At 70.6% G+C, this 17,464-nt stretch carries 12 protein-coding genes, 1 tRNA gene and 1 pseudogene; 7 read left to right on the top strand and 7 right to left on the bottom strand.

The genetic code is table 11. The annotated features are described in order from the left end of the window. Positions 1-136: 136 nt before the first annotated feature. Positions 137-1,984, bottom strand: a complete 1,848-nt coding sequence (ilvD, locus tag A6302_RS07130) for a dihydroxy-acid dehydratase (RefSeq protein WP_069306461.1) — start codon at positions 1,982-1,984, stop codon at positions 137-139. A 397-nt stretch (positions 1,985-2,381) separates the two neighbouring features. Next, on the bottom strand, positions 2,382-3,149 hold the full coding sequence (locus A6302_RS07125) for a glutamine amidotransferase (protein ID WP_069306460.1): 768 nt from the start codon (positions 3,147-3,149) through the stop codon (positions 2,382-2,384). 354 nt (positions 3,150-3,503) lie between these two features. On the opposite strand from A6302_RS07125, the gene A6302_RS07120 reads away from it, so the two are divergent. After that, complete coding sequence (locus A6302_RS07120; RefSeq protein ID WP_342586235.1) at positions 3,504-3,878, top strand: ArsR/SmtB family transcription factor; 375 nt, start codon at positions 3,504-3,506, stop codon at positions 3,876-3,878. Positions 3,879-3,949: 71 nt separating this feature from the next. On the opposite strand, the gene A6302_RS24265 is transcribed toward A6302_RS07120, so the two are convergent. The 4 genes from A6302_RS24265 to A6302_RS07100 all read right to left on the bottom strand — a co-directional run bounded on the left by A6302_RS24265 (position 3,950) and on the right by A6302_RS07100 (position 6,870). After that, positions 3,950-4,672 carry a putative bifunctional diguanylate cyclase/phosphodiesterase gene (locus A6302_RS24265; protein ID WP_069306459.1) on the bottom strand — a complete coding sequence of 241 codons (723 nt, stop codon included), beginning with the start codon at positions 4,670-4,672 and terminating at the stop codon, positions 3,950-3,952. Continuing rightward, positions 4,591-6,027, bottom strand: a complete 1,437-nt coding sequence (locus A6302_RS07110; RefSeq protein ID WP_069306458.1) for a GGDEF domain-containing protein — start codon at positions 6,025-6,027, stop codon at positions 4,591-4,593. The genes A6302_RS24265 and A6302_RS07110 overlap by 82 nt, the downstream gene beginning before the upstream one ends. Before the next feature lie 200 nt (positions 6,028-6,227). After that, entirely contained in the window at positions 6,228-6,545 is a 318-nt protein-coding gene (locus tag A6302_RS07105; protein ID WP_069306457.1) for a DUF167 family protein, read from the bottom strand. A 31-nt stretch (positions 6,546-6,576) separates the two neighbouring features. Beyond that, the gene (locus A6302_RS07100) at positions 6,577-6,870 is read right to left on the bottom strand and encodes a YggT family protein (protein WP_069306456.1); all 294 of its coding nucleotides are present in this window, start codon (positions 6,868-6,870) and stop codon (positions 6,577-6,579) included. Positions 6,871-7,141: 271 nt separating this feature from the next. Between A6302_RS07100 and A6302_RS07095 the strand changes: the two genes are divergently transcribed. The 3 genes from A6302_RS07095 to A6302_RS07085 all read left to right on the top strand — a co-directional run bounded on the left by A6302_RS07095 (position 7,142) and on the right by A6302_RS07085 (position 8,962). Further along, positions 7,142-7,216: transfer RNA gene (locus A6302_RS07095), tRNA-Ala, on the top strand. A gap of 324 nt (positions 7,217-7,540) precedes the next feature. Continuing rightward, positions 7,541-8,326, top strand: coding sequence for an inositol monophosphatase family protein (locus A6302_RS07090; protein WP_069306455.1), 786 nt, complete (start codon positions 7,541-7,543; stop codon positions 8,324-8,326). A 180-nt stretch (positions 8,327-8,506) separates the two neighbouring features. Beyond that, on the top strand, positions 8,507-8,962 hold the full coding sequence (locus tag A6302_RS07085) for a tellurite resistance TerB family protein (protein WP_083255589.1): 456 nt from the start codon (positions 8,507-8,509) through the stop codon (positions 8,960-8,962). A gap of 16 nt (positions 8,963-8,978) precedes the next feature. Here A6302_RS07085 and A6302_RS07080 read toward each other — a convergent pair. Then, positions 8,979-9,796 (bottom strand): annotated as a pseudogene (locus A6302_RS07080) (exodeoxyribonuclease III). A 673-nt stretch (positions 9,797-10,469) separates the two neighbouring features. On the opposite strand from A6302_RS07080, the gene A6302_RS07075 reads away from it, so the two are divergent. Genes A6302_RS07075 through A6302_RS07065 form a run of 3 tightly spaced genes read left to right on the top strand, consistent with a single transcriptional unit; the run spans position 10,470 to position 17,438 of the window. Then, the gene (locus tag A6302_RS07075; RefSeq protein WP_069306454.1) at positions 10,470-13,784 is read left to right on the top strand and encodes a transglutaminase family protein; all 3,315 of its coding nucleotides are present in this window, start codon (positions 10,470-10,472) and stop codon (positions 13,782-13,784) included. A 34-nt stretch (positions 13,785-13,818) separates the two neighbouring features. After that, on the top strand, positions 13,819-16,359 hold the full coding sequence (locus A6302_RS07070) for a circularly permuted type 2 ATP-grasp protein (protein WP_245293962.1): 2,541 nt from the start codon (positions 13,819-13,821) through the stop codon (positions 16,357-16,359). After that, positions 16,356-17,438 carry a transglutaminase family protein gene (locus A6302_RS07065; RefSeq protein WP_069306453.1) on the top strand — a complete coding sequence of 361 codons (1,083 nt, stop codon included), beginning with the start codon at positions 16,356-16,358 and terminating at the stop codon, positions 17,436-17,438. Before A6302_RS07070 ends, A6302_RS07065 begins: the two co-directional genes overlap by 4 nt. Positions 17,439-17,464: the final 26 nt, after the last annotated feature.

The raw sequence follows: 17,464 nt of genomic DNA, 5'->3' as shown, positions 1-17,464 counted from the left end.
GGGATTCTGCCCTGAAAACGGGCCGGGGCATTCGGAATCAGCCACGCGTTACCCTTCTCCCCATCGGGGAGAAGGTGGCCCGCAGGGCCGGATGAGGGGGCCTTGCCGCTGGCGGCGGCGCAAGCCCCTTCGCCCCTCAGCCCTTCTCCACCTGGCTCACGTCGCGCACCGCGCCGCGGGCGGCGGAGGTGGTGAGGGCGGCGTAGGCTCGCAGGGCCGGGGTGACATTGCGCTTGCGGGGCTCCGCCGGCTTCCAGCCGGCCGCATCGCGGGCGATCCGCCGCTCGGCGAGCACCGCGTCGGAGACGTCGACGTTGATGGTGCGGGCGGGGATGTCGATCACGATCAGGTCGCCCTGCTCGACGAGGCCGATCGCGCCGCCCTCGGCCGCCTCGGGCGAGGCGTGGCCGATGGACAGGCCCGAGGAGCCGCCGGAGAAGCGGCCGTCGGTGACGAGGGCGCAGGCCTTGCCGAGGCCCTTCGACTTCAGGTAGCTGGTCGGATAGAGCATTTCCTGCATGCCGGGGCCGCCCTTCGGCCCCTCGTAGCGGATCAGCACCACGTCGCCGGGGGCAACGCCGCCGTTGAGGATGCCGTCGACCGCCGCATCCTGGCTCTCGAAGATCCGCGCCGGGCCGGAGAATTTCAGGATGCTGTCGTCGACGCCGGCGGTCTTCACGATGCAGCCGTCGAGGGCGATGTTGCCGAACAGGACCGCAAGGCCGCCGTCCTTCGAGAACGGATGCTCCGCGCTGCGGATCACGCCGGCCTCGCGGTCGGTGTCGAGATCCTCCCAGCGGGCGCTCTGGCTGAAGGCGACCTGGGTCGGCACGCCACCGGGGGCCGCGCGGTAGAAGTCGCGCACGGTCTCGGAGCTGGTGCGGGTGATGTCCCAGCGCGCCAGCGCCTCGGCCATGGTCTTGCTGTGGACGGTCGGCAGCGAGGTGTCGATCAGGCCGGCCTTCTCCAGTTCGCCGAGGATCGACATGATGCCGCCGGCGCGGTGGACGTCCTCCATGTGCACGTCGGCCTTGGCCGGGGCGACCTTGCACAGCACCGGCACCCGGCGCGACAGCCGGTCGATGTCGGCCATGGTGAAGTCGATCTCCGCCTCGTGGGCGGCGGCGAGCAGATGCAGAACGGTGTTGGTCGACCCGCCCATGGCGATGTCGAGGGTCATCGCGTTCTCGAAGGCGGCAAAGCTGGCCACCGAGCGCGGCAGCACGCTGGCGTCGTCCTGCTCGTACCAGCGGCGGGCGATGTCGACGACGAGGTGGCCGGCCTCGACGAACAGGCGCTCGCGGTCGGAATGGGTGGCAAGCGTCGAGCCGTTGCCGGGCAGGGCAAGGCCGAGCGCCTCGGTCAGGCAGTTCATCGAATTGGCGGTGAACATGCCCGAGCAGGAGCCGCAGGTCGGGCAGGCCGAGCGCTCGATGACGGCGACGTCCTCGTCGGAGATCCGGTCGTCGGCGGCCGCGACCATGGCGTCGACGAGGTCGAGCGCCACCTTCTTGCCGTGCATCACCACCTTGCCGGCCTCCATCGGGCCGCCCGAGACGAACACGGTGGGGATGTTGAGGCGCAGCGAGGCCATCAGCATGCCGGGGGTGATCTTGTCGCAGTTGGAGATGCAGACGAGGGCGTCGGCGCAGTGGGCGTTGGCCATGTATTCGACGCTGTCGGCGATGATCTCGCGCGAGGGCAGCGAATAGAGCATGCCGTCGTGGCCCATGGCGATGCCGTCGTCGACGGCGATCGTGTTGAATTCCTTGGCGACGCCGCCGGCCTTCTCGATCTCGCGGGCGACCAGCTGGCCGAGGTCCTTCAGGTGCACGTGGCCGGGCACGAACTGGGTGAAGGAGTTGGCGATGGCGATGATCGGCTTGCCGAAATCGCCATCCTTCATGCCGGTCGCACGCCAGAGGCCGCGGGCACCGGCCATGTTGCGGCCGTGGGTGGAGGTTCTGGAGCGGTATTTCGGCATGGACGTCGTCCCGGGTCGCTGCGGCGGGGCGGGCACGTGCGCGGCCCCGGCCGGACTTGGAGGTGCGGCGGCGCCCCTCGACCGGCACCGCGACTCGGGCAGGCCATAGCATGGATCGGACGGGATCGCGAGGGTGGAGCCGCGGCGGCCCGGGTCAAGTGGGCGCATTCGCGCCGCGGCGCAAGGGCCGATGACCGGAGCAACGGCCGACCGCCGGATCGGAAGCCCGCCGTACGCACAACGAGGATCGGCGCATTGGCTTCCGTCCGGCTCGGTCGACGACGCGCGACTACCTGCCGACCCGACAACCTTCGCAGGGTTTGGTTGCCAAATCGTTTGCAGGGCCGGGACAGATACGATCTTTCGGGAAGGCGGCCGCCGCCGCCAGGACGGGCGCCTAGCCGGTGACGAGATGCGCGCCGTCGGCTGCCCCGGACGCGGCGCCCGATGCCAGCCAGCGATCGAGGAATTCCTCCAGCCAGCGCCGGACGGCGGCGTCGTGGATGGCGCGGCCGGCGAAATGGTCGCGCCGGGCCTGCGCCCCCGGCATGGACATGCGCGCGCTGCCGCGCACGGTCCAGCGGTTCATCATCGCGTAGGTCAGTTCGGCGTGGAACTGGATGCCGAAGGCGGCGGGACCGTAGCGGTAGGCCTGATTGCGGAAGGCGTCGCCGGTCGCCAGCAGCTCGGCGCCCGCGGGCAGGTCGAAGCCCTCGCCGTGCCACTGGTAGACGTGGGCGGGCCAGTCCATCAGCGAGCGTCCGGCCTCGGTCGGGTGGAGACGGTAGTAGCCGATCTCCGTCACGCCGTCCTCGCGCGGGGCGACCCTGGCGCCGAGATGGCGGGCGAGCATCTGTGCGCCGAGGCAGATACCGAGAAACGGCGCGCCGGCCTTCAGCGGCACGTCGAGCCAGTCGATCTCGCGGCGGATGCCGGGCTCGGGGTCGTTGGCGCTCATCGGCCCGCCGAAGATGATGGCGCCGGCATGCTGGTCCATGTCGTGGGGCAGCGAATCGCCGAATCGCGGACGGCGGATGTCGAGGTGACAGCCGCGCTGCTGGAGGATCTGGCCGACACGGCCGGGGCTCGATGTCTCCTGATGCAGGATCACGAGGATCTTCGGACGGCTGCCGGTCGCACTGCCGGCGGTGTGGAACGCGGTCATGACGGCGGGACGTCGGCCTCCCTCGGTGAACGGGTCACGCCCCCGGCGCGAGGGCCCGGATCGACGCAACGCCGGAATCATGGCCGATGCCGACGCGGACATAAAGCCTCAATATCGGACGGCTGCCGCGCGCCGGCGATCACGAATGCGGCAGATCCGGCCGCGGCGGCGCAGGGCCGGGCGGCGCGAGGGCCGGGACATTTTCGTTGAAAGAGGGGGATGATTGATATTATCTCCATCGGTCGCCCGCCCGTCCGGCACGTGCCGGACGGCAACATCGCCGTCTCTCGTCATCGACTTTTCCGGCGCCGCGCCGCGCCCCGTCCATCCGGATTGTCTCGGAGCTGCCTGAAGATGCTGAACAGAACCGCCGAGGACGACGGGCCGCAGACCGAGCCGGGGGACCGCGCGGCCATGGATCCGGCCGTGATGGAAAAGAAGGCCGACCAGGCGGCGCGGCTTCTGGCGGCGCTCGGCCAGACCAAGCGGCTGATGGTGCTGTGCCGCCTTGCCGACCGGGAGATGTCGGTCGGCGCCCTGGCGGAGGCGGTCGCGCTCAGCCAGTCGGCGCTGTCGCAGCACCTGGCGCGGCTGCGCGATCTCGGCATCGTCACCACGCGGCGCGAGGCGCAGACGATCTACTACAGTCTCGCCTCGGATGAGGCCCGCCAGCTGATCGGCGTGATCTACGACATCTACTGCCGCGAGCGGGACGAAGCGGGCCGCTGACGGAACCGCTCGTTGAAGGCATCGACCGCGGACATGGGCGAACCCGGACGCCGAAGCCGCCGGCCCGACCCTTAACGCAGGCGCGAGACGCCGCCCTGGGGCCGGCGCGCATAGGCCGACAGACTGGTGACGTTGTCCGGCTGGCGCGCCGCCGCCGCGGCGTCGTCGCCGAACAGCTCTTCCGCCGGAACGGGCCGACCGAGCAGAAACCCCTGAGCCTCGTCGCAGCCTTCCGATTTCAGGAAGGACAGCTGCTGTTCCGTCTCCACGCCCTCGGCCAGAACCGGGATCGACAGCGATCGGCCCAGCGAGAGCACGGCCCGGATGATCGCCTCGGACTGGGTGTTGGACCCGACCTCGGCCATGAACGAGCGGTCCAGCTTGATCTTGTCGAAGGGGAAGGAGCGCAGGGTTTCCAGCGACGAATAGCCGGTGCCGAAATCGTCCATGGCGAGGGTGACGCCGAGCGCCTTGATCCGGTCGACGGTGCGCAGCGCGCGGGCCGCATCGGTGATGATCGCCGATTCGGTGATCTCCAGCTCCAGCCGCGCCGGCGCGAGCCCGGTTTCGGCGAGGATCTGCTGCACCAGCTGCGGCAGGTCCGGATGGCGGAACTGCACCGGCGACAGGTTGACCGCGATCCGGTGCGGCGCCTCCCAGCCGGCCGCCTCGCGGCAGGCGCTGCGCAGCACCCATTCGCCGATCGGCAGGATCAGGCCCGAGGCCTCCGCCACGGGGATGAACTCCGTCGGCGGAACGAAGCCGCGCTCGGGATGCTTCCAGCGCAGCAGCACTTCGTAGCCGCGGACGCGGAGGAGGACACCGCCGTCTGCACCTGGTAGCGCAGCGCCAGCTGGTTGCCGTCGAGCGCGCGGCGCAGGTCGCTCGCCAGCTTGCGCCGGCCGCGGATCGCCTCGTCCATGTGCGCCTCGTAGCGGCAGAGCCGGCCCGCGCCGTCGGCGCGGGCGCGCCCGGCGGCCAGATCGGCGTTGGCGAGCAGTTCGGGCGCCTCCACCGCGTCGTCGGGGTGCAGGGCAAGGCCGAGGCTGGCGGCGGTCTCGATGCGGGTGCCGCCCGTCTCGACGACCGCGTGAAAGGCCTCGAAGATCCGACCGTTGAAGTCCTCGAGCTCGCCGCGGTCGCGAAAGCGGCGGATCGCCACGAACTCGTCGCCGCCGAGACGGGCCACGAATTCCCCGTCGCCGATCGCCGCGGCCGCCCGGGCGCCGAGCGCCTTCAGCACCGCGTCGCCCGCCACGTGGCCGCCGACGTCGTTGATCTCGCGGAAATGATCGATGTCGACGTGAAGCACCGCCACCTTGTCGCCGACCCTGTCGGCATCGGCGAGGTCGCGGCGAAGCCGGTCCTGCAGGGCGCCGCGGTTGGGAAGACCGGTCAGCGGGTCGGTGAGCGCGAGCCGGCCGAACTCGCGCTGGATCTCCGCGCGGCTGCGCGCGTCGATCACGAGGCTGGCGAGGCCCGAGCCGATCACGAGGCTCGCCGCCATGGCGACGGTGAGCGCGAGGTTGGCCGCGGCGGCGCGCCCGGCCGCGGACTGGCCGGCGTTCGCCAGGTCCGCCGTCATCACCACCGCGCCCGCCTCGAGGCAGACGACGGCAAGGCAGAGCGCAAGCGTGCCCGCCAGCGGCCTGCCACGGACGAGAAGCATGGCGGCAATGGCCATGACCAGGGGAACAAACAGGGCAAGGAGCGTGACAGGCACCGGGCCGTCGTGTCCTGCCGCGATCGGTTCGCCGGGACCGAGCAGCCAAGTGGCCGTCGCGGTGAGGCCGAGAAGGAGGCCGCCGAGCAGCGGGGCGGAGTGCAGGCGCCGGCTGGCGGCAAGGATGAAGCCGAGGCTGCTGCCGGTGATCGCCATCGGCAGGGCGTGCAGGGCCGCCTCGGCCGCAAAGCCGCCCGCCCCGGAGGCGCCCGCGGCCAGCATGCCCACCAGCCGCGCCGACCACAGCGCCGTGCCCAAGGTGAGGCCGGCAAGCACGTGCCAGAGCAGGCGCTGGCTGCCGCTGCGCGTCGTGGAAAGGCTGAAGAGGCGCGCCGCCGTCACCGTGCCGATCAGGCACAGCAGACCGCCGACGAGCAGCAGAGCCGGGTCGAACCCGGGCATCAGATGGCCGAACAGGCTGGTCATCGCGTGCTTCGTTTCCTGTGCGCGGGCGGCGGTGCCCGGTTGGCGGGCTTCGGGCGAGCCGCACCGTCTGCGACCCTAGGTGTCGACGCTGAAGGACTTCTGAACGTTCGGCGACGTCGCCGAAAATCGCCCGAGATGGTGAACGGGCGGTGGACGAACGCCGGACGGGCAGGGGATGGAGCCCCGGCGCGCACCGCCGCTCAGGGCAGCTGCCGCCGGAGCGCGGCGAGGCCGGCCTCGCCGGCACCCGTGAGGCGCACGGTCTTGATCCGTGCCGTTGCGCCGGACACGACCTCGGCCTTCGCGCGGGCAACGCCGGCGGCACCGGCGAGGAGCCCGGCAACCGCGCGGTTGGCGGCGCCGTCTTCCGGCACCGCCCGCACCCTGACCTTCAGCACGGTCCGGCCATCGGCGAGCCGGTCGCAGCCCTCGATCGCGTCGCGGCCGCCGCGCGGGGTGACGCGGACGAGGACCCGCAGATCCTCGCCGTCCAGCCGCCAGGGTCCGGCGTCGTCCATGTTCGCGCGGGCCAGCGTGGCAACGGACCGATCAGAAAGGCACCATCGGGTAGGCGTAGCGCAGGATCATCTGCTGGATCAGGATGATGATCAGGAACAGCACGATCGGCGACAGGTCGAGGCCACCGAGATTGGGCAGGATGTTGCGGATCGGCCGCAGCACCGGCTCGGTCACCTGATACAGCGCGTTGCCGACCATCGACACGAACTGGTTGCGCGGATTGATGACGTTGAAGGCATAGAGCCAGCTGAAGATCACGGACGCGATGACGACCCACATGTAGAGGTCGAGTGCGATCATGATCACGTCGAGGATGGCGCGCATGGCGGCTGGAAACTCCGATTGGCGGAACCGGCATGGCCGGGAGACTGCATGAGGCGCCGCTGGCGGATGCCGCGGCTGTCCGGTCGGCCGGCCGCGGCGCGCCGCAGAACCGGGGAGGCGGCAGGACCGCTCCCGGTCTGATTTAGCGAGCCGCCGCAGCGCCTGCAAGGCCGGCACGGCCCGCGTCGCGTCCGGAGCGGAATTCCGTCGCCTCCGCCGTGGGCCGCTTGACAGGCATGGCCCCCGTCGCCTAAATGCCTGCCACCTGAATGGGGCCGTAGCTCAGATGGGAGAGCGCTGCAATCGCACTGCAGAGGTCAGGGGTTCGATTCCCCTCGCTCCACCAGTCCTCCTCCACCGCACGTAATGTCCGTCGACCCCCTGGCAAGCCGTCCGGGTGTGCCGGTTCGGCAGTCTTCATGCCCGTGACAGGCCGAGCGACCGGATCGCCGAGGGCGGAGGTCGGTGCTTCAGCGCCTGACGCGCGGCTCGCCCCTGCTCCGAATGTCGACCGCGCAGTCCGGTTGCATGCCCGCTCTGCCCGGGCTGCGGTTTGAAACGCGCCGCCGTCTTGCTACTGCTGGCCGACCATCACCTTGCGCGCCGTTCCGGCGCTGCCGGTGTTTCACGCGGCCGATGGTTCTCGAGGCCGACATTTCAGGGACAGACGATGACCGCAGACATCGACCGCCGATTCGCCGTTGCCAGTGCCGTTGCCCGCGAGGCCGGCGCGCTGGCGCTGGACTATTTCCGCAAGCTGGACAGCCTGACGATCAAGGTGAAGGGCCTGCAGGATCTGGCGAGCGAGGCCGATGTCGAGACCGAGCTGCTGATCCGGCGCCGGCTGTCCGAGGCCTTTCCGGAGGATGCCTTCCTCGGCGAGGAGACCGGCATGAGCGACTTTTCGCCCGAGCAGGGCATCTGGGTGGTCGATCCCATCGACGGCACCCAGCCGTTCATCTGCGGCATGTCGGCCTGGTGCGTGTCGATCGCCTACCTTCGCGCCGGCCGGATCGAGATCGGCCTCGTCTATGCGCCGGTCCGCGACGAGTTCTTCGCCGTCGGCGGCGACGGCCGGGCAACCCTCAACGGCAGGCCGATGTCGGTCAGCACCGCGGCCGGGCTCGACGCCGGCATGACCAGCCTCGGCTATTCCACCCGGGTCGGGCCGAAGCCGCTGATCCCGGCGCTGTCGCGGCTGCTGGAGGCCGGCGGCATGTATCACCGCGAGGGCTCGGGCGCGCTCGGCCTCTGCTACGTCGCCTGCGGCCGGCTGATCGGCTATGTCGAGAGCCACATCAATTCCTGGGACTGCCTGGCCGGCATCGCGCTCGTGAATGGCGCCGGCGGGCGGACCAACGACTTCCTTGCGAACGACGGCCTGACCCGGGGCAACCGCCTGATCGCCGGCCCGGCGCCGCTCTATCCCGCGCTCGAGGCAGTGCTCGGCGCCTGACGCCCCGCGCGCCGGGGCGTCGCGCCCCCGTGTGACCTCAAAGCCGCAACGGCCCGCCGATCGACCGGCCGCGCATTGCCCGCGATTGCCACGCCCGCCCGGCTCCCTATTGTGAAGCGAGGGCTGCGGCCGGCCGGTGCACGGCCGGCAGCGCGGGCCGTGCGGCAGGGGGAACGGCCGGTGTTCGAGACGTTGCTGGCGATGTTCCGCGATCCCGGCGGGCGTACCACTGAGGGCGCCGCGATCGACGAGCGCGTGGCGCTCGCCGCGCTGATGATCCACACCATCGCCGCCGACGGCGCCGCAACGCCGGCCGAGCGCGACAATCTCACCGCGACCCTCGCGAAGACCTTCCGCATCGGCAGCGCCGAAACCGAGCGGCTGGTGGAGGAGGCGCGCCGCCGCGACCTGGAATCCGTGGATCTCTCCGATTTCACCGCCGTGCTCAACCGGCGGATGGATCTGGCCGGCCGCGCGCGCATCGTCGAGATGCTGTGGGATCTGGTCTATGCCGACGGCGCGGCCCAGGAGATCGAGGACGCGACCGTGTGGCGCATCGCCGACATGCTCGGCGTGCCGGCCGAAACCCGCAACAAGCTGCGCCAGCGCATCGCCGCCACCCGGCGCGCGCCCTGATCCTTCGGGTTCACATTCACGACGACAGGTCGAAATGGGCGATGACGGGCACGTGGTCGGACGGCCGCGACCAGTCGCGCGCCTCCTTCAGCACGGTCAGCGAGCGCGCCCGCGCCGCCAGCGCCGGATGGGTCCAGACATGGTCGAGGCGCCGTCCCTTGTTCGAGGCCCGCCAGTCCGCCGCCCGGTAGCTCCACCAGGTGAACAGCGGTTCGGGCTCGGGATACATCTCGCGCATCAGGTCGGTCCAGCCGCCGGCGCGCCGCAGCCCTTCCAGCGCCGCGCATTCGACCGGCGTGTGGCTGACGATCTTGAGCAGCGCCTTGTGCGACCAGACATCGCTTTCATAGGGGGCGACGTTGAGGTCGCCCACCACGCGTCCGGAAGACTTCCCGAGGCCGTGGGCAGCCAGGCGGTCATTTCCTCCAGGAAGGCGAGCTTGTGGGCGAATTTCGGATTGATCGCCGGGTCCGGCTCGTCCCCGCCGGCGGGGACGTAGAAATTGTGCACGCGCATCCGCACGTCGCCACGCCCGACCGTGGCCGCCACATGGCGCGGGTCGCCCTTGGCGCAGAAATCGTGGGTCTCGACATCATCGAGCGGAAAGCGCGAGACGATCGCCACCCCGTGGTAGCCGCCGCGCCCGCCGTTGAGCGCGATGTGGCCGTAGCCGAGCTTGCGGAAATCGGCGGCCGGAAACTGGCCGTCGGCGCATTTGGTCTCCTGCAGGCAGATCACGTCCGGCGCATGGCGGTCGATCAGCTGCTCGACGATGCCGCGGCGCATCCGCACCGAGTTGATGTTCCAGGTGGCGATCGACAGGAGAGCGGACATGAAGGGGCGGGATTCCGGGGTCGCGGCGGGAGGCCGCACTCTGCCCCGCCGCCGCGCCGCGCGCCAAGCGAATTCGCCGGCCGCGGCGGCCTGTCCACCGCCGCGGCGGGCCGTCGACATCGGCCGGGCTTGACGAAGCGGGTTCGCAAAAAGTAAAGCGCCCAGTCTCGGGGCAGACTGCGCTTGGCGCCATCGGGAAGGCGCACTCGCTGGGAGGGACTCCAGCGCTGGTGACGAGCCGTCGGCCAAGACGGGGGGGCATTGCCGACGTTCGGGGGCGTCGCCACCGTACACATGAAATTGGGATGCCCCCGCCCGCGTGCAAGCCGACCGGATTGACATTTTCGTGATTGCCCGGTGATCGGCGAATGACCGCCCACTGATCACGGTCCGGGCATGGCGTGCCGGGCTCGCACGTGCCCGGCATTGCCCCCGGAATCGCCATGCCCAGAGGAAAGGCTTTTCTGCACCGCCCGTTTGGCGTCTAATGGGTCCAGGCGGTTTGCGTCGGTCCGGCGCGGACCGCCGATTTGCGCCGGCCTGCGGCGCAGGCGGCAGGCCTGCAGGCGGGCCCGCCCGATCGAGACCAGAGTGTTCCGGAGACGGGTCGGGACAAGACGCCCGCCCGTTCCGGCGCGACATGCGAGAGCGAAAGCGGAGGTTCCGGCAGCCTATGGCCATCATGACCAGTCTGCATCATGTCACGCGCTACACCTACGACCGGCCGGTGGCGCTGTCTCCGCAGGTTGTCCGCCTGCGCCCCGCCCCGCACAGCCGCACCTCCATTCCCGCCTATTCGCTCAAGGTGGTTCCGGAGAACCACTTCGTGAACTGGCAGCAGGACCCGCACGGCAACTGGCTCGCCCGCTTCGTCTTCCCCGAGCGCACCACCGAATTCTCCGTGACGGTCGACCTGCGCGCCGAGATGGCGGTGGTCAATCCGTTCGACTTCTTCATCGAGGACTACGCCGAGCAGGCGCCCTTCACCTACACGCCGGAACTGGCGATCGAGCTTGCGCCCTATCTCGTCCGCGAGACCGAGGACGAGCTGTTCAAGGCCTACATGGCCAAGGTGTCGCGCGAGAGGAAGCCGACGGTCGACTATCTGGTGGCGCTCAACCAGCAGCTCCAGAGCGACATCAGCTACGAGATCCGCCTCGAGCCCGGCGTGCAGACCCCGGACGAGACCCTGGCACGCGCCTCCGGCTCCTGCCGCGACAGCGCCTGGCTGCTGGTGCAGATCTTCCGCCACCTCGGCCTCGCCGCCCGCTTCGTCTCCGGCTACCTGATCCAGCTGACGCCGGACGTGAAGTCGCTGGACGGCCCGGTCGGCACCGAGGTCGACTTCACCGATCTTCACGCCTGGACCGAGGTGTTCATCCCCGGCGCCGGCTGGGTCGGCCTCGACCCGACGTCCGGCCTGTTCTGCGGCGAGGGCCACATCCCGCTGTGCGCGACGCCGCACTATCGCTCCGCCGCGCCGATCACCGGCGGCTACACCGCCGAGCCGGGCACCGAGGTCGATTTCCACTTCGACATGCGCATCGCCCGCATCGCCGAGAAGCCGCGGGTGACGCTGCCCTTCTCGCAGGACGCCTGGGAAGACCTCGTCGCCCTCGGCGACAAGGTCGACGAGGATCTGAAGGCCCGCGACGTGCGCCTCACCATGGGCGGCGAGCCGACCTTCATCTCGATCGACGACTACCAGTCCGCCGAATGGAACACCGCCGCCGTCGGCCCGTCCAAGCGCGGCCGCGCCGACGAACTGATCCGACGCCTCTCGAACCGCTTTGCCCCCGGCGGCTTCCTCCACTACGGCCAGGGCAAGTGGTATCCGGGCGAGAGCCTGCCGCGCTGGACCTTCTCGCTCTACTGGCGCAAGGACGGCAAGCCGCTGTGGCGCAACCTCGACCTCGTCGCCCGCGAGACCGGCATGCCGGTGCCGAGCGCCGCCGACGCCGGGACGATGACCGAGAAGGTGGCCGCCCGCCTCGGCATCCCCGCGGACTTCGTGGTGCCGGCCTACGAGGACCCGGCGCAGTGGATCCTCAAGGAGCAGGACCTTCCCGACAACGTCACCACCGACGATTCCAAGCTGGAGAACGCCGAGGACCGGGCGCGCATCGCCCGCGTGTTCGAGCGCGGCCTCGCGACGCCGACCGGCTTCGTGCTGCCGGTGCAGCGCTGGCAGTCCAGGGCCGGCTGGGGCTGGGTCAGCGAGCGCTGGAACCTGCGCCGCGGCCGGATCTTCCTGATCCCCGGCGATTCGCCGGCCGGCTACCGCCTGCCGCTCGCCTCGCTGCCGTGGGTGCCGCCGGCCGCCTATCCCTACATCCACGAGATGGACCCCTCGATCCCGCGCGAGGACCTGCCCGATCCGGACGAACTTGCCCAGACCTACCGCCGCACCGGCGAGGTCAGCCCGGATGATCCGCGCGTCGCGCAGTGGATCACCGGCGGCACCACCGTGCGCACGGCGCTGACGATCGAGCCGCGCGACGGCCGGCTCTGCGTGTTCATGCCGCCGCTCGGCCGCGCCGACGACTATGTGGAACTGCTCGCCGCCATCGAGGCGACCGCCGAGGAGCTCGGCCTGCCGGTGCATATCGAGGGCTACATGCCCCCGCATGACCCGCGCATCAACGTGATCCGCGTCGCCCCCGACCCGGGCGTGATCGAGGTCAACGTGCATCCGGCCGCCAGCTGGCGCGAGTGCATCGACATCACCACCGGCGTCTACGAGGAGGCGCGGCTCACGCGCCTTGGCACCGACAAGTTCATGATCGACGGCCGCCATACCGGCACCGGCGGCGGCAACCACGTGGTGGTCGGCGGCGGCACGCCCGCCGACAGCCTGTTCCTGCGCCGCCCGGACATGCTCAAGAGCCTCGTCACCTACTGGCAGCGCCACCCCTCGCTCAGCTATCTGTTCTCGGGCATGTTCATCGGCCCGACCAGCCAGGCGCCGCGCATCGACGAGGCCCGCCACGATTCGGTCTACGAGCTCGAGATCGCGCTCGCCAACGTGCCGAAGCCCGGCGAGGGCCTCCCGCCCTTGCCGTGGCTGGTCGACCGGCTGTTCCGCAACATCCTCGTCGACGTCAGCGGCAACACCCACCGCTCCGAGATCTGCATCGACAAGCTGTTCTCGCCGGACGGGCCGACCGGCCGGCTCGGCCTCGTCGAGTTCCGCTCCTTCGAGATGCCGCCGGACGCGCGCATGAGCCTTGCCCAGCAGCTGCTGATCCGTGCGCTGGTCTCGTGGTTCTGGGCCGAGCCGATGGATGGCCCGCTGGTGCGCCACGGCACCGACCTGCATGACCGCTACATGCTGCCGCATTTCGTCTGGGCCGATTTCCTGGAGGTGCTGCGCGACCTGCGCGCGCGCGCCGGCTACAATGTCGATCCGGTGTGGTTCGAGGCGCAGCGCGAGTTCCGCTTCCCCTACTATGGCCAGGTCGACTACGACGGCGTGACCATGGAGATCCGCCAGGCGCTGGAGCCGTGGCACGTGATGGGCGAGGAAGGGGCGATCGGCGGCACCGTGCGCTACGTCGACAGTTCGGTGGAGCGGCTGCAGCTGCGGGTCGAGGGCTTCAACCCCAACCGCCACGTTGCCGTCTGCAATGGCCGGCGCATGCCGATGACCTCCACGGGAAAGAACGGCGAATTCGTCGCCGGCGTGCGCTACAAGGCGTGGCAGCCGGCCTCCGGCCTGCATCCGACGCTGCCCGCCCAGGCGCCGCTGACCTTCGATCTCTACGACAGCTGGTCGAAGCGCTCGCTCGGCGGCTGCGTCTACCACGTCGCCCACCCGGGCGGCCGCAACTACGACGTCTTCCCGGTGAACTCCTACGAGGCCGAGGCGCGGCGGCTGGCGCGGTTCCAGCCGTTCGGCCACACCACCGGTGCGATGGTGCCGCCGCCGCCGGAGAACAATCCGTATTTTCCGACGACGCTGGATCTCAGGCGGCCGTCGTGGATCTGATGCCGCCCGGGGCTGGCCGGCATGACGCAGAGGGGTGGGGCAGGTGTCGCTGCTGGACGAGCAGGAACGAACGCGGGCGAGCCTGATGGAGCGGCGGGTCGCCGATCTCCTCGAGGGCTATCGGCCGCTGCCCGGCGTCTATGACGAGATGATGGGCGCGGACGGCAAGCCGCGCGCCCACTGGAAGGAACTGCTCGACTGGATGGCGGCGCTGGGGCCCGAAACCCTCGGCCACAGCTTCCAGGCGGCCGACCGTCACCTGCGCGATTCCGGCGTGTTCTACCGGGTCTACGACGACAAGGCCGGCTCGGAACGCGCCTGGCCGATGAGCCATGTGCCGCTGGTGATCGACAGCACCGAATGGGCCGAGCTCAAGACCGGGGTGATCCAGCGCGCCCGGCTGGCCGAGGCGCTGCTGAAGGACGTCTACGGCAAGGCCGAACTCGTCGCCGACGGCGTGCTGCCGGCCGCCGTGATCGCCGGCAGCCCGGAATTCCTGCGCCCGCTGGTGGACGTGGAGCCCTCCGGCGGCCGCCATCTGCGGGTCTATGCGGTCGACGTCGGCCGCGGCCCGCGCGGGCGCTGGTGGGTGCTGTCCGACCGCACCCAGGCGCCGTCGGGCGCCGGCTACGCCCTGGAGAACCGGCTGGCGCTGTCGCGCGCCCTGCCGCAGGTCTACCGCTCGCTCAACGTCGAGCGGCTCGCCTCCTTCTTCCAGGCCTTCCGCAACGAGCTTGCCCGCCTCAACAGCCGGGCCGAGGCCCGGGTCTGCCTGCTGACGCCCGGCCCGCTCAACGAGACCTATTTCGAACACGCCTATCTTGCCCGCTATCTCGGCTTCCTGCTGGTCGAGGGCGAGGACCTGACCGTGCGCGACGGCGCGGTCTACGTGCGCACCGTCTCGGGCCTCAGGCGGGTCGACGTGCTGTGGCGCCGCCTCGACGCCGACTTCGCCGATCCGCTGGAGCTGCGCGGTGCCTCGTGGCTCGGCGTGCCGGGCCTCGTGCAGTCGATCCGCGAGGGCTCGGTGGTGGTTGCCAACGCGCTGGGCGCCGGCGTCGTCGAATCGCGCGCGCTGATGGGTTTCATGCCGGCGCTGTCCCGCCACATCCTCGGCGAGGACCTGATGCTGCCGAACGTCGCCACCTGGTGGTGCGGGCAGGAGCGGGAGCGCGACGTGGTGCTTTCCGAATTCGACCGGCTGGTGATCGCCCCCGCCTTCGGCGCGCAGGTGCCCGGCATGCCCGACCGCGCCGTGGTGCTCGGTTCCAGCCTCTCGCCCGAGCAGCGCGCCGATCTCGTCGGCCGGATCGAGCAGCGCGGCATCGACTTCGTCGGCCAGGAGGCGGTGAAGCTCTCCACCATGCCGGTCTGGCACGACGGCAAGCTGGAGCCGCGCCCGTTCATCCTGCGCCTGTTCGTGGTCGCGACCGGCGACGACGACTGGATCGTGATGCCCGGCGGCTTCTGCCGCGTTTCCGACGACCGCGACGCCCGGGCCGTCTCGCTGCAGACCAGCGCGCGGGTCGCCGACGTCTGGGTGCTCGGCGACGAGCCGGTGGTCGAGACCTCGCTGCTGCCCAAGAACGAGAATGTCCGCATCCGCCGCACCATCGGGACCCTGCCGAGCCGCGCCGCCGACAACCTGTTCTGGCTCGGCCGCTATCTGGAACGCTGCGAGGCGACGCTGCGGCTGGTGCGCGCGCTGCTGGCCCGCGCCGTGGAGACGGTCGGCGACGGCGACGTGGTGGACGGCCTGCTCGACATGCTCGTCTCCAGCGGGGCGCTCAGCGAGAGCGACGGCGACGAGCATGACTCCCACGTCCGCATCGCCACCATGGTGATCACCGACGACAGCGCCCACGGTGCGATGCCGGCGCTGACGCGGTCGGCGCGCTTCTCCGCCGGCGTGATCCGCGACCGGCTGGCCCCCGACGCCTTCCAGGTGGTGACCGATCTCGCCTCGCAGTTCGCGGCGCTGCGCGGCAAGCGGCTGCCGGCCAGCGACGCCTTCGACGAGGTGCGCCGCGCCCTGCGCCAGATCGCCGCCTTCTCGGGGCTCGCCAGCGAGAACATGAACCGGCTGATCGGCTGGCGTTTCCTCGAACTCGGCCGGCGGATCGAGCGGGCGATCGCCACTGCCCGCTTCATGCGCCGCTTTTCCGGCACGCCGCTGCGCCAGAGCGCGCTCGACCTGATGCTGGAACTCGGCGACAGCCAGATCACCTACCGCTCGCGCTACGTGATGACCACCTCGCGCGAGCCGGTGCTCGACCTGCTGGTCCTCGACGACAACAATCCGCGTTCGGTCGCCTTCCAGGTGGTGCGGATCAACACCGATCTTGCCACCCTGCCGTCGGCGATCGTCGACGGCCGGCCCTCGGCGCCGGTACGCCTTGCCCGCCGTGCCCTCGCCGACATCCAGACGATCCGCGCCGAGGAGGTGACGCCGGAGATCCTCGACCGGCTGATCGAGGACCTTCAGGACCTGTCCGAGGCGATCTCCGTGCGCTTCTTCACCCACCGGGCCGTCTCCCGCCGCGGCCGCTCGCTCGCCGCCGAGGATCTCGCATGATCTACGACATCCGCCAGGTGACGACCTACTCCTACCGCGGGGCCGTGCCCTTCTCCCGGCATGTGATGCGGATGGCGCCCGTGACCCGCCCCGGTCAGCGGGTGATCCTCTCCTCGCTCGACATCGACCCGCAGCCGGCCGAATACCAGGAGGAATCCGACTTCTTCGGCAACCGCACGACGCTGGTGGCGATCGACCAGCCGCACGACCGGCTGGTGGTGGAGCTGCGCGCGCGGGTGGAGGTGACGGCGCCCGAACCCTTTCTCGCCGGCCTGACGCCGCCGTGGGAGGACATCCGCGACACGACCGCCAGCAGCGACGATCTATCGGCCGAGTCGCCGGTGCACTTCATCTTCGCCAGCCGCAGCGTCGCCCTCGAGCCGAACATCCGCGACTATGCCGCCGCCGCCTTTCCCGAAGGCGAGCCGGTGCTGACCGGGGCGCTCGAACTGACGCGGATGATCCACACCGACTTCAAGTACAAGCCGGGCGCCACCGACGCCAAGACCCTGCCCGCCACCGCCTTCCGCCAGAAGAGCGGCGTGTGCCAGGATTTCGCCCATGTGATGATCAGCGGCATGCGCGGGCTCGGCCTGCCGGCGCGCTATGTCAGCGGCTACCTGCGCACCATTCCCCCGCCCGGGCAGGTCCGTCTCGAAGGCGCCGACGCCACCCACGCCTGGGTGGAGGTCTGGTGCGGACCGGAGATGGGCTGGATCGGCCTCGACCCCACCAACGACATTCCGGCGGGCGAGGATCATATCGTGCTCGCGGTCGGTCGCGACTATTCCGACGTGTCGCCGATGGACGGCGTGGTCGTCACCGTCGGCGACCACGGGCTCGACGTGAAGGTCGACGTGATTCCCCTCGGCCAGGACGTGGCCGAACGGGCCGCCGCCCTGGCAAAGTCGGCCGCAACACCGGCCTCGACACCGGCCGCCGCAGCTGCAGCCGCCGCCGAAGCCGGCGATGCTCCGGACGACGACGCAGTCGACGCCTCGGCCGCCGCACCGGCCAAACCGCCGGCCGCGGCCTCGCTGCCGGTGCAGCCGCCGGGCGCGGTCAGCGCCCGCGCCTGATGCCGGTCGCGCACGGCCGGTCCGAG

This window comes from Methylobrevis pamukkalensis (genome assembly GCF_001720135.1).
Classification (GTDB): Bacteria; Pseudomonadota; Alphaproteobacteria; order Rhizobiales; family Pleomorphomonadaceae; genus Methylobrevis; species Methylobrevis pamukkalensis.
Note: the sequence above shows the minus strand (reverse complement) of the source record. Positions and strands in the feature narration are given on the sequence as shown.